Annotated in this window: 10 protein-coding genes; all 10 read left to right on the top strand. The window is 67.5% G+C overall.

Annotation, left to right across the window (positions count from 1 at the left end; all coding sequences use genetic code 11):
• The first annotated feature begins 681 nt into the window (after positions 1–681).
• The 10 genes from AB0I73_RS21775 to AB0I73_RS21730 all read left to right on the top strand — a co-directional run bounded on the left by AB0I73_RS21775 (position 682) and on the right by AB0I73_RS21730 (position 12,302).
• Positions 682–2,301, top strand: a complete 1,620-nt coding sequence (locus tag AB0I73_RS21775; RefSeq protein ID WP_363039726.1) for an ABC transporter substrate-binding protein — start codon at positions 682–684, stop codon at positions 2,299–2,301.
• 130 nt (positions 2,302–2,431) lie between these two features.
• Positions 2,432–3,361 (top strand): ABC transporter permease, encoded by a 930-nt coding sequence (locus AB0I73_RS21770; RefSeq protein ID WP_363039723.1) that lies wholly within the window; start codon positions 2,432–2,434, stop codon positions 3,359–3,361.
• The gene (locus tag AB0I73_RS21765; protein WP_363039721.1) at positions 3,354–4,319 is read left to right on the top strand and encodes an ABC transporter permease; all 966 of its coding nucleotides are present in this window, start codon (positions 3,354–3,356) and stop codon (positions 4,317–4,319) included. The genes AB0I73_RS21770 and AB0I73_RS21765 overlap by 8 nt, the downstream gene beginning before the upstream one ends.
• 11 nt (positions 4,320–4,330) lie before the next feature.
• Positions 4,331–5,386: an ABC transporter ATP-binding protein gene (locus tag AB0I73_RS21760; protein ID WP_363039719.1), complete on the top strand. Its 1,056-nt coding sequence runs from the start codon at positions 4,331–4,333 to the stop codon at positions 5,384–5,386.
• Positions 5,379–6,527 carry a dipeptide ABC transporter ATP-binding protein gene (locus tag AB0I73_RS21755; protein WP_363039716.1) on the top strand — a complete coding sequence of 383 codons (1,149 nt, stop codon included), beginning with the start codon at positions 5,379–5,381 and terminating at the stop codon, positions 6,525–6,527. The genes AB0I73_RS21760 and AB0I73_RS21755 overlap by 8 nt, the downstream gene beginning before the upstream one ends.
• Before the next feature lie 220 nt (positions 6,528–6,747).
• A complete protein-coding gene (locus AB0I73_RS21750) occupies positions 6,748–8,373 on the top strand; it encodes an ABC transporter substrate-binding protein (protein WP_363039714.1) in 1,626 nt (541 codons plus the stop codon).
• Between the two features lie 6 nt (positions 8,374–8,379).
• A complete protein-coding gene (locus AB0I73_RS21745) occupies positions 8,380–9,303 on the top strand; it encodes an ABC transporter permease (RefSeq protein WP_363039712.1) in 924 nt (307 codons plus the stop codon).
• Complete coding sequence (locus tag AB0I73_RS21740; protein WP_363039710.1) at positions 9,296–10,276, top strand: ABC transporter permease; 981 nt, start codon at positions 9,296–9,298, stop codon at positions 10,274–10,276. Before AB0I73_RS21745 ends, AB0I73_RS21740 begins: the two co-directional genes overlap by 8 nt.
• 9 nt (positions 10,277–10,285) lie before the next feature.
• Positions 10,286–11,260 (top strand): ABC transporter ATP-binding protein, encoded by a 975-nt coding sequence (locus AB0I73_RS21735; RefSeq protein ID WP_363039708.1) that lies wholly within the window; start codon positions 10,286–10,288, stop codon positions 11,258–11,260.
• Positions 11,253–12,302 carry a dipeptide ABC transporter ATP-binding protein gene (locus AB0I73_RS21730; RefSeq protein ID WP_363039706.1) on the top strand — a complete coding sequence of 350 codons (1,050 nt, stop codon included), beginning with the start codon at positions 11,253–11,255 and terminating at the stop codon, positions 12,300–12,302. Before AB0I73_RS21735 ends, AB0I73_RS21730 begins: the two co-directional genes overlap by 8 nt.
• The last annotated feature ends 22 nt before the right edge of the window (positions 12,303–12,324 follow it).

Here is a 12,324-nt window from a genome sequence, read left to right as displayed (position 1 = left end):
CCTGGGGAAATGCCCTTATTGCCGGTCTTGTCTCTCCGGATGACGCCGTGCTCGCGCAACAGGGGTGCCCGACGCCGTTCTTGCGCGTGCCGGAATCGCACACCGGAATCTCAGAAGAGAAAGGTAGGGATAACCCTCGATCTGGCCGGGAGACGGCCCTGAACTGGCTGACTCGCACTACTCTGCTCTGGAAGCGGACCGGTGCGACGGCCGACGCGCCCCGTCATGTCCGGGGAAATGCGAAAGCCGCGCCTCGTCGGGCAACGGCCTTGCCGCCCAAGCGCGTTGAGCGCACGGCAGCCCTGAAGGGCAGCCTGCACGGCGGCCACGCTACCCGCAACGGGTTTTCCTTACACGGGTGTCCGATATACGGACACGTACTCCCGATAGATGTGTAACAAGTCCGTTTCGCAGGGATCTTTCACCAAACGCTTTGTCCGGATTTTGGAAGATGTAGGACCCAGCTGTGATCGAACCGATACCTCGGGAGTGTGGTTCGGCCGGTGGCGCATGGCAGATAGTTAGGCGCGTAGAGCTCGGACGAACGGGTCACGCGCTGAAGGCGCCGACTCACGAGCGCGGGGGCACTTGACGATCTCCGACACCGACGACGGGCGGTGGACGGTGACATGTCGGGTGCTCCTCTTTGCGGTGAACCAATGGACTCATGAGGAGGAACCCATGCGCGGTGCCAAGAGCGCCAAGTGGGTCGCGGGTGCGATAGTCGTCGCTCTGGCTGCCACTGCCTGTGGAGGCGGCGGCGACAGCGGTGACAAGGGGAAGGCGAAGGGCTCCGGCCCCGCCGGCTACGTCTCGATCGACGTCGGCGAGCCGCAGAAGCCGCTGATGCCGGCCGACACCAACGAGTCCAACGGCGCCTACGTGATCCGGTCGCTGTTCACCCAGCTGCTCGACTTCGACGCCAAGGGCGAGCTCGTCTATACCAACGCCGAGTCCGTCGAGACCGAGGACTCGAAGACCTGGACGGTCAAGCTCAAGCAGGGCTGGAAGTTCCACAACGGCGAGGAAGTCACGGCGAAGTCGTACGTCGACGCCTGGAACTGGTACGCCAACATCAAGAACAACCAGCAGAACTCCTTCTGGTTCTCGGACATCAAGGGCTACGACGACGTCCACCCGGAGAAGGGTGAGCCGAAGGCCGACGCGATGTCCGGTCTGAAGGTCGTGGACGACCACACCTTCACGATCGAGCTGAACGAGCGCGTCCCGTACTTCAACTACAAGCTGGGGTACACCACCTGGGCGCCGATGCCCAAGGTCTTCTTCGACGACCCGAAGGCCTTCGGCCAGAAGCCGGTCGGCAACGGTCCCTACGAGTTCGAGAAGTGGGACCACAAGAAGCTCATCCAGGTCAAGGCGTACAAGGACTACCAGGGTCCGAACAAGGCCCAGAACAAGGGCATCCAGTTCAAGAACTACTCGACCGTCGAGGCCGCCTACCGGGACGTCGTCTCCGGCAACCTGGACATCATCAAGCAGGTCGGCCCGACGGACCTGCCGAAGTACAAGTCGGACCTCGGTGACGGCGCCATCGAGCAGCCGTACGCGGCCATCCAGACGCTGACGCCGGCGTTCTACACCAAGACGTTCAAGGACATCGACCCCAAGGTGCTCCAGGGTCTGTCCATGGCGATCGACCGTGACACGATCACCAAGACCGTCCTGAACAACACCCGTACGCCGGCGACGAGCTTCACCCCGCCGGAGGTCAAGGGCAACCAGGACCTGGACACCGACGTGTTCACGTACAACCCGGAGAAGGCCAAGAAGCTCATCAAGGACGGCGGCGGCGTCCCGGGCAACAAGTTCTTCATCCAGTACAACAGTGACGGCGGCCACAAGGAGTGGGTGACCGCGGTCTGCGAGTCCATCCGCAACGCCACCGGAGTCGACTGCGTCGGCGACGCGAAGCCGGACTTCCCCACGGACCTCGAGGCCCGTGACAACAACCAGGTCAAGGGCATGTACCGCGGTGGCTGGGTGGCCGACTACCCGGTCAACGTGAACTTCATCAAGGAGCTCTACCACTCCAAGGCCGAGTCCAACAACGGTCGTTTCTCCAACAAGGAGATCGACGCGCTGATGGCAGAGGGCGACAAGGCGGAGTCCCTGGAGGAGGCCGTGAAGGCCTACCAGGAGGTCGAGAAGAAGCTTCTCGAGGAGATGCCGTCCATCCCGCTCTGGTACTACCGCATCAACGGCGGCCACGGTGAAGCGGTCGACAACGTCAGCGTCGACTACCACGGTGACATCGTGCTCAACGAAGTCACCACCAAGTAAGAGGCCCTGGGCCTCAACACTCTCGGCCGTTGCCCGTCACCGCCGGTTTCCGGCGGTGACGGGGGCCGACCGGGGCCGTTCCCTCATGGACGGCCCCTTCGGCCGTAGCACACCCCTCACGGAGGCACGCATGGGGCGTTATGTCGTACGACGACTGCTCCAGATGATCCCGGTATTCATCGGGTCAACCTTGTTGATCTTCCTCATGATGTACGCCCTGCCCGGCGATCCCGTCAGGGCCCTCATGGGAGATCAGGCGTTCGATCCCGCGGTCGTCGCCAACCGCAGAAAGGACCTCGGGCTCGACCTGCCCCTCTGGCAGCAGTACGCCAACTACCTGGGCGGTCTGGTACAGGGCAACTTCGGCACGGAGATCGTCAGTGAACGTCCCGTCGCCGACATCATCGCCGACGCGTTCCCGGTCACCATCCGGCTCACGCTGTTCGCGTTCGCCTTCACGATCCTCGTCGGTATCGGCCTCGGTGTCGTCGCCGGTCTGCGCCCGAACACGCTGCAGGACCGCGGACTGCTGGCGCTGACCCTGGTCCTCATCTCGATGCCGTCCTTCGTGCTGGGCTTCCTGATGCAGTACCTGTTCGCCTTCCAGTGGCAGCTCATCCAGCCCAACGTGCGTGACTCCGAGAACTTCGGCGAACTCCTGCTGCCCGCCATCGTGCTGGGTTCCCTCTCGCTCGCCTACGTCGCGCGCCTGACGCGCACGTCGATGGCGGAGAACCTGCGTGCCGACTACATGCGCACGGCGGTCGCCAAGGGCCTGCCGAAGCGCCGTGTCGTCGGCGTCCACCTGATGCGCAACTCGCTCATCCCGGTGGTCACCTTCCTCGGTACCGACATCGGCAACCTGATGACCGGCGCCATCGTCACCGAGGGCATCTTCAACGTGAAGGGCGTCGGCAACGCCGTCTTCGAGGCGCTCCTCCGCCGCGAGGGCGCGACCGTCGTCGGCATCGCCTCGCTGATCGTTCTGGTGTACCTCGCCACCAGCCTGCTCGTCGACCTGCTGTACGCGGTCCTGGACCCGAGGATCCGGTATGCCTGAGAAGACCGCCGAACCCGAGAAGACCCTCGCCGGGAAGACGACCGCGGCGGTCCCCGTGCCGGCCGCCGCCGTCGAAGCGGGCCCCGCGCCCGACAAGGCGCGCAGTCTGTGGAGCGACGCCTGGTACGACCTGCGGCGTCAGCCCATGTTCCTGATCTCCTCCGTGCTCATCCTGCTGCTTCTGGTCATGTCGTTCGCGCCGGGCCTGTTCACCAGCGCCTCGCCGCGTGACGCGGACCTGGCCGCCCACTACCTGCAGCCGCCGAACTGGAGCCACTTCTTCGCCGAGGACTGGCTCGGCTACGACGGCCAGGGCCGCTCGATCTACGCGCGCATCATCTACGGTGCCCGCGCCTCGATCATGGTCGGTGTCGGCGTGACCATCCTGGTGACCGTGTTCGGCACGCTCATAGGCATGATCGCCGGCTACTTCGGCGGCTGGCTCGACAGCCTGCTGTCCCGCCTCACCGACGTGTTCTTCGGCATCCCCTTCCTGCTGGGTGCCCTGGTCATCCTGACGACGTTCGAGAGCCGCACCGTCTGGGTCGTGATCCTGGCCCTGGCCTTCCTCGGCTGGACCCAGATCGCCCGTGTCGCCCGCGGTTCGGTGATCACCGTCAAGCAGTCCGACTACGTCGTCGCCGCCAAGGCACTGGGCGCGTCCACCAGCCGCATCATGTTCCGGCACATCCTGCCGAACGCCTTGGCGCCCATCATCGTCGTGGCGACCATCGCCCTGGGCGGATACATCGCGGCCGAGGCCACGCTTTCCTTCCTCGGTGTCGGTCTCGAAGAGCCGACCGTGTCGTGGGGCGTCGACGTGTCGCTCGGCCGCACGCAGCTGCGCAACGCACCGTTCACGCTGATCATCCCCTCGGTGATGGTGTCGATCACGGTGCTCTCGTTCCTCATGTTCGGCGATGCGGTACGCAACGCCCTCGACCCCAAGCTGCGCTGAGGGAGGCGTACGTGAGCATCATCGACAAGAAGGACGTCGTCCTCGAGCCGAGTGCCGAGGGCTTCGACGGCCCCCTGCTCGACGTCCGTGACCTGCACGTGGAGTTCCACACGCGGGACGGCGTCGCCAAGGCCGTCAACGGGGTCAACTACTCCGTGAACGCCGGCGAGACCCTCGCCGTGCTCGGCGAGTCCGGATCGGGCAAGTCCGTGACCGCGCAGGCGATCATGGGCATCCTCGACATGCCGCCCGGGCGCATCCCGCAGGGCGAGATCATGTTCCGCGGCCAGGACATGCTGAAGATGTCCGAGGAGGAGCGGCGCCGCATCCGCGGCCGGAAGATCGCCATGATCTTCCAGGACGCGCTCTCCTCGCTCAACCCCGTGCTCTCGGTGGGCTACCAGCTCGGCGAGATGTACCGGGTGCACCAGGGGCTGTCCAAGAAGGAGGCCAAGGCCAGGTCCATCGAGATGATGGACCGGGTGAAGATCCCGGCCGCCTCGGCGCGGGTGAACGACTACCCGCACCAGTTCTCCGGCGGCATGCGCCAGCGCATCATGATCGCCATGGCGCTGGCCCTGGAGCCCGACCTGATCATCGCCGACGAGCCCACGACCGCGCTCGACGTGACGGTCCAGGCCCAGGTGATGGACCTGCTGGCGGAGCTGCAGCGCGAGTACCACATGGGGCTCATCCTCATCACCCACGACCTCGGCGTGGTCGCCGACGTCGCGGACAAGATCGCGGTGATGTACGCGGGCCGCATCGTGGAGCAGGCCCCGGTGCACGAGCTCTACAAGAACCCGGCGCACCCCTACACCAAGGGTCTGCTGGACTCGATCCCGCGCCTGGACCAGAAGGGCCAGGAGCTGTACGCGATCAAGGGACTGCCGCCGAACCTGACGCGCATCCCGAGCGGCTGCGCGTTCAACCCGCGCTGCCCCAGGGCCGAGGACGTCTGCCGTACGGACGTCCCGCCGCTGCACCCGGTCACCGGGCCGGACGGAACCGAGCTGGTCGGCCGTGGCTCGGCGTGCCACTTCTGGAAGGAGACGCTCCATGGCTGAGCTCAGCAAGAACGACGAGCCGGTCGACGCCACGCCGAACGTCTCCGAGGTGGAGCTCGTCGCGGCCCGGACCGAGGCGGAGGAGGTCGCCGCGCTCGAGGTGCCGGTGGAGCGCGGTGAGCCGATCCTCCAGGTGCGCAACCTGGTGAAGCACTTCCCGCTCACCCAGGGCATCCTGTTCAAGAAGCAGGTCGGCGCGGTGAAGGCCGTCGACGGCATCTCCTTCGACCTCTACCAGGGCGAGACCCTGGGCATCGTGGGCGAGTCGGGCTGCGGCAAGTCCACGGTGGCCAAGCTCCTGATGAACCTGGAGCGGGCCACCGCCGGCGAGATCTTCTACAAGGGCCAGGACATCACCCGGCTGTCCGGGCGCGCGCTGAAGGCGGTCCGCCGGAACATCCAGATGGTGTTCCAGGACCCGTACACCTCCCTCAACCCCCGGATGACGGTGGGCGACATCATCGGGGAGACCTTCGACATCCACCCCGAGGTCGCCCCGAAGGGCGAGCGGCGCAAGAAGGTCCAGGACCTGCTGGACGTCGTGGGTCTCAACCCGGAGTACATCAACCGGTACCCGCACCAGTTCTCCGGCGGTCAGCGCCAGCGCATCGGCATCGCCCGCGGTCTGGCCCTCAACCCCGAGATCATCATCTGCGACGAGCCGGTCTCCGCGCTGGACGTGTCCGTCCAGGCGCAGGTCATCAACCTGATGGAGAAGCTGCAGGACGAGTTCAACCTCTCCTACCTCTTCATCGCGCACGACCTGTCGATCGTCCGGCACATCTCGGACCGCGTCGGCGTGATGTACCTCGGCAAGATGGCCGAGATCGGCACCGACACCCAGATCTACGACCACCCGACGCACCCCTACACCCAGGCGCTGCTGTCGGCGGTCCCGGTGCCGGACCCGGCGGCCCGCGAGGGCCGTGAGCGGATCATCCTCACCGGTGACGTGCCGTCCCCGGCCAACCCGCCGTCGGGCTGCCGCTTCCGCACCCGCTGCTGGAAGGCGCAGGACAAGTGCGCCGAGGAGGTCCCGCTGCTGGCGGTCCCCGAGCGCTTCAAGGCCTCGGACACCCCGGCGGCCCACGAGTCGGCCTGCCACTTCGCCGAGGAGAAGGACGTCGTCCACGCGGCCTGACGCCCTCGCCCGACCGTCTGCCCGGAACCCGGCCCCCGTTCACAGGGGTGCCGGGTTCCGGCGTCTTCGGACCCGCCCCCTCTGTACGGAGAACCGCTCATACGTACATACGGCTGGAGTTCCGTCCGCGCAGGTGTCGCACGTACGCGTGATGCTCCTTTTGCGTTGATATGTGTCCGACGGATCAGTGCACCACCGCGTACGCACGAGGAGGCACACCATGCGCGGAGCCACGCACGCCGGACGGGCCGTGTGCGCGGTGGCGGCAGCCCTCGCGGCGACGGCCTGCGGAGGGGGCGGGGGCAGCGGTGGTGACGCGGGCGGGGTGCTGAGCGCCTCCTGGGGCGACCCGCAGAACCCGCTGGAGCCGTCCAACACCAACGAGGTGCAGGGCGGCAAGGTCCTCGACATGATCTTCCGGGGGCTCAAGCGCTACGACCCGGAGACCGGCGAGGCCCGGGACGTGCTCGCCGAGAAGATCGAGACCCCGGACTCGCGGAACTTCACCGTCACCGTCAAGGACGGCTGGACCTTCAGCAACGGCGAGAAGGTCACCGCGAAGTCCTTCGTCGACGCCTGGAACTACGGCGCCGGTCTGAGGAACAACCAGCGCAACGCCTACTTCTTCGGCTACATCGAGGGCTACGACAAGGTCCACCCCGAGGAGGGCGAGCAGAGTGCCGACACCCTCTCCGGCCTGAAGGTCGTCGACGACAGGACCTTCACCGTCAAGCTCACCCAGAAGTTCTCCACCTTCCCCGACACCCTCGGCTACGCCGCCTTCGCCCCGCTGCCCCGGGCCTTCTTCGACGACCACGCGGCCTGGGTCGCCAAGCCGGTCGGCAACGGCCCGTACCTGGTCGACTCGTACGCCAGGGGCTCGCAGATGTCCCTGCGCAAGTGGGACGGCTACCCCGGCGACGACAAGGCACAGAACGGCGGCGTCGACCTCAAGGTCTACACCGACAACAACACCGCCTACACCGACCTCATCGCCGGCAACCTCGACCTGGTCGACGACGTCCCCGCCGCCCAGTTGAAGAACGTCAGGAACGACCTCGGCGACCGCTACCTCAACACCCCCGCCGGCATCATCCAGACCCTCGCCTTCCCGTTCTACGACGACGCCTGGAACACGTCCGGCTCGGAGAAGGTCCGCAAGGGCCTGTCCATGGCGATCAACCGCGACCAGATCACCGACACCATCTTCGCCAGGACCCGCACCCCCGCCACCGACTGGACCTCCCCGGTCCTCGGCAAGGACGGCGGCCACCAGGCCGGCCTGTGCGGGGACGCCTGCGAGTACCACCCCGACCAGGCCAAGAAGCTCATCCAGGAGGGCGGCGGCCTGCCCGGCGGCCGCTTCACCATCACGTACAACGCGGACACCGGCTCCCACAAGGACTGGGTCGACGCCGTCTGCAACTCCATCAACAACGCGCTCGGCAACGAACGCGTCTGCACCGGCAACCCGGTCGGCACCTTCGCCGACTTCCGCGACCAGATCACCCGGCAGAAGATGAACGGCCCGTTCCGGGCCGGGTGGCAGATGGACTACCCGCTCATCCAGAACTTCCTCCAGCCGCTCTACTACACCGGCGCCTCCTCCAACGACGGCAAGTGGTCCGACAGGGAGTTCGACGGCCTCGTCGACCAGGCCAACGGCGAGACCGACAACGCCAAGGCCGTCGGCCTGTTCCAGCAGGCCGAGGGGGTCGTCCGCGACAACATGGCCGCCATCCCGCTCTGGTACCAGAACGGCAGCGCGGGCTGGTCGGAGAGGCTGTCCGACGTGAAGCTCAACCCCTTCAGCGTCCCCGTGTACGACCAGATCAAGGTGAGCTGATCCCCCATGGGACGCTACGTCGTCCGGCGCCTGCTCCAGATGGTCCCGGTGTTCTTCGGGGCCACGCTGCTGATCTTCCTCATGGTGAACGTGATGGGCGATCCCATCGCCGGACTCTGCGGCGAACGGCGCTGCGACCCGGCGACGGCCGCCCAGCTGAAGAAGGAGTTCGGCCTCGACAAGCCCGTCTGGCAGCAGTACCTGACCTACATGGGGAACGTCTTCACCGGCGACTTCGGTACGGCGTTCAACGGCCAGGAGGTCACCGAGCTGATGGCGACCGCGTTCCCCGTCACCATCCGCCTCACGATTGTCGCGATCCTCTTCGAGATCGTCATCGGCATCGCCCTCGGAGTGGTCACCGGACTGCGCCGGGGGCGCCCCGTCGACACCGGCGTCCTGCTGCTCACCCTCGTCGTCATCTCCGTCCCCACCTTCGTCACCGGCCTGCTGCTCCAGCTGCTGCTGGGGGTGAAGTGGGGCTGGATCAGGCCGTCGGTCTCCTCCGCGGCGCCCCTCGACGAACTGGTCCTGCCCGGCCTGGTGCTGGCCTCCGTCTCCCTCGCCTACGTCACCCGGCTGACCCGTACCTCCCTCGCCGAGAACCGGCGTTCCGACTACGTCCGCACCGCCATCGCCAAGGGCCTGCCCCGGCACCGGGTGATCACCCGGCACCTGCTGCGCAACTCCCTCATCCCCGTGGTCACCTTCATCGGGGCCGACATCGGCTTCCTCATGGGCGGTGCGATCGTCACCGAGCGGATCTTCAACATCCACGGCGTCGGCTACCAGATCTACCAGGGCATCCTGCGGCAGAACACCCAGACCGTCGTCGGCTTCGTCACCGTGCTCGTGCTGGTGTTCCTGGTCGCCAACCTCGTGGTCGACCTCCTCTACGCCGTACTCGACCCGAGGATCCGCTATGCCTGAGCGGCACTACGAACCCGATCGCGCCATCGCGGGGGCCGGCATGGGCGGCAGCATGGACCTGGGCGTCGACGAGGCGGAGACACTCGAGCGCACCCCTGACGGCCCACAGGGCACGGGCCCGCAGGGCAAGCCGCGTTCCCTGTGGTCCGACGCCTGGCGCGACCTGCGCCGCAACCCCGTCTTCATCGTCTCGGCCCTGATCATCCTCTTCCTGATCGTCATCTCCCTGTGGCCCTCGCTGATCGCCTCCGGCAGCCCCCTCACGTGCGACCTCGCCAAGGCCCAGGAGGGCTCGCAGCCCGGCCACCCCTTCGGCTTCGACGGCCAGGGCTGCGACGTCTACACCCGCACCGTCCACGGCGCCCGCACGTCCGTCGCGGTCGGTTTCCTCGCCACGCTCGGCGTCGCGGTCCTCGGCAGCGTCCTCGGCGCGCTGGCCGGATTCTTCGGCGGGGTGGGGGACTCGATCCTGTCCCGCATCACGGACGTCTTCTTCGCCATCCCGGTCGTCCTCGGCGGACTGGTGCTGCTGTCCGTCACCACCAGCAACACCGTCTGGCCGGTCATCGGCTTCATCGTGCTGCTCGGTTGGCCGCAGCTGTCCCGGATCGCCCGCGGCTCGGTCATCACCGCCAAGCAGAACGACTACGTCCAGGCCGCGCGGGCGCTCGGCGCCTCCAACTCCCGCCTGGTGCTGCGGCACATCGCGCCCAACGCGGTCGCCCCGGTCATCGTCGTGGCGACCATCGCGCTCGGCACGTACATCTCGCTGGAGGCGACCCTGTCCTACCTCGGCGTCGGCCTGAAGCCGCCCAGCGTCTCCTGGGGGATCGACATCTCCGCCGCCTCCCCCTACGTCCGCAACGCCCCGCACGCACTGCTGTGGCCCTCCGGCGCCCTGGCGATCACCGTCCTGGCGTTCATCATGCTCGGCGACGCGGTGCGCGACGCCCTCGATCCGAAGCTGAGGTGAGTCGCCGTCATGCTGCTCGAAGTGCGTGACCTGCACGTGGAGTTCCACACCCGGGACGGTGTCGCGAAGGCCGTCAACGGCGTCGGCTACGGCGTCGACGCGGGGGAGACGCTGGCGGTGCTCGGCGAGTCCGGCTCCGGCAAGTCGGTGACCGCGCAGGCGGTCATGGGCATCCTCGACGTGCCGCCCGGCCGGATCACCGGCGGCGAGGTCGTCTTCCGGGGCCGCGACCTGCTGGAGCTGAAGGAGAACGAGCGCCGCAGGGTCCGGGGCGCCGAGATGGCGATGATCTTCCAGGACGCGCTGTCCTCCCTCAACCCCGTGCTCTCCGTCGGCGACCAGCTCGGCGAGATGTTCGTCGTGCACCGGGGCATGTCGAGGAAGGACGCGCGGGCCAGGGCCGTCGAGCTGATGGACCGGGTGCGCATCCCCGCCGCCCGGGAGCGGGTCGGGCAGTACCCGCACCAGTTCTCCGGCGGCATGCGCCAGCGCATCATGATCGCCATGGCGCTGGCCCTGGAACCGGCCCTGATCATCGCCGACGAACCGACCACCGCCCTCGACGTCACCGTCCAGGCCCAGGTCATGGAACTCCTCGCGGAACTCCGGCGCGAGTACCGCATGGGGCTCATCCTCATCACCCACGACCTGGGCGTGGTCGCCGACGTCGCCGACCGGATCGCCGTGATGTACGCGGGCCGGATCGTCGAGTCGGCCCCCGTGCACGACATCTACAAGGCCCCCGCCCACCCGTACACCCGGGGCCTGTTGGACTCCATCCCCCGCCTCGACCAGAAGGGCCGGCAGCTCTACGCCATCAAGGGCCTGCCGCCCAACCTCATGAGCATCCCGCCCGGTTGCGCCTTCCACCCCCGCTGCCCCATGGCCCGCGACGTCTGCCGGACCGACGAGCCCCCGCTGTACGAGGTCTCGGAGACGCGGGGGAGCGCCTGCCACTTCTGGCGGGAGTGCCTGAATGGCTGAGCCGATCCTGGAGGTCTCCGGCCTGGTCAAGCACTACCCGCTGACCCGGGGCATCGTGATCCGCAAGCAGATCGGCGCCGTGAAGGCGGTCGACGGCGTCGACTTCACCCTCGGCAGGGGAGAGACCCTGGGCATCGTGGGCGAGTCCGGCTGCGGCAAGTCCACCGTCGCGAGGATGCTGGTCCACCTGGAGCGGCCGACGGCCGGCGCGATCCGCTACAAGGGCGAGGACATCACCCGGCTGTCCGGGAAGGCCCTCAAGGCCGTCCGCCGCAACATCCAGATGGTGTTCCAGGACCCGTACACCTCCCTCAACCCCCGGATGACGGTGGGCGACATCATCGGGGAGCCGTACGAGATCCACCCCGAGGTGGCACCCAAGGGCGACCGGCGCAAGAAGGTCCAGGACCTCCTCGACGTCGTCGGCCTCAACCCGGAGTACGTCAACCGCTACCCGCACCAGTTCTCCGGCGGCCAGCGCCAACGCATCGGCATCGCCCGCGGGTTGGCGCTGCGCCCCGAGGTGATCGTCGCCGACGAACCGGTCTCCGCGCTGGACGTCTCCGTCCAGGCCCAGGTCGTCAACCTGATGGACCGGCTCCAAGCAGAGTTCGACCTGGCGTTCGTCTTCATCGCGCACGACCTGTCGATCGTCCGGCACATCTCCGACCGGGTCGGCGTGATGTACCTCGGCCGGATCGTCGAGACCGGCACCGAAACCCAGATCTACGACCACCCGACCCACCCCTACACCCAGGCACTGCTCTCGGCCGTCCCCGTCCCCGACCCGGAGGCCCGCGAACACCGCGAACGGATCATCCTCACCGGCGACGTCCCGTCCCCCACGAACATCCCCTCCGGCTGCCGCTTCCGCACCCGCTGCTGGAAGGCGCGGGAACGCTGCGCGGTGGAGGTCCCGCTGCTCGCGGTCCCCGAGGCCTTCCGCGAGGCCGGCGGCCCGGCGGCCCACCCCTCGGCCTGCCACTTCGCCGAGGAGAAACAGGTGGTACCACTGGAGGAGCCCCGCAACGGGCCGGGGTGACGTGGTGCCCCCGGCCCGCTGA

The sequence above is a fragment of the Streptomyces sp. NPDC050388 genome (genome assembly GCF_040655635.1).
Classification (GTDB): domain Bacteria; phylum Actinomycetota; class Actinomycetes; order Streptomycetales; family Streptomycetaceae; genus Streptomyces.
This window is presented reverse-complemented; position numbering and strand designations above follow the sequence as displayed.

Excerpts from the sequence above, each read along its gene's own strand:
- AB0I73_RS21775 (WP_363039726.1), top strand. The coding sequence starts at position 682 with ATGCGCGGTGCCAAGAGCGCCAAGTGGGTCGCGGGTGCGATAGTCGTC.
- AB0I73_RS21770 (WP_363039723.1), top strand. The coding sequence starts at position 2,432 with ATGGGGCGTTATGTCGTACGACGACTGCTCCAGATGATCCCGGTATTC.
- AB0I73_RS21765 (WP_363039721.1), top strand. The coding sequence starts at position 3,354 with ATGCCTGAGAAGACCGCCGAACCCGAGAAGACCCTCGCCGGGAAGACG.
- AB0I73_RS21755 (WP_363039716.1), top strand. The coding sequence starts at position 5,379 with ATGGCTGAGCTCAGCAAGAACGACGAGCCGGTCGACGCCACGCCGAAC.
- AB0I73_RS21750 (WP_363039714.1), top strand. The coding sequence starts at position 6,748 with ATGCGCGGAGCCACGCACGCCGGACGGGCCGTGTGCGCGGTGGCGGCA.
- AB0I73_RS21745 (WP_363039712.1), top strand. The coding sequence starts at position 8,380 with ATGGGACGCTACGTCGTCCGGCGCCTGCTCCAGATGGTCCCGGTGTTC.
- AB0I73_RS21740 (WP_363039710.1), top strand. The coding sequence starts at position 9,296 with ATGCCTGAGCGGCACTACGAACCCGATCGCGCCATCGCGGGGGCCGGC.
- AB0I73_RS21735 (WP_363039708.1), top strand. The coding sequence starts at position 10,286 with ATGCTGCTCGAAGTGCGTGACCTGCACGTGGAGTTCCACACCCGGGAC.
- AB0I73_RS21730 (WP_363039706.1), top strand. The coding sequence starts at position 11,253 with ATGGCTGAGCCGATCCTGGAGGTCTCCGGCCTGGTCAAGCACTACCCG.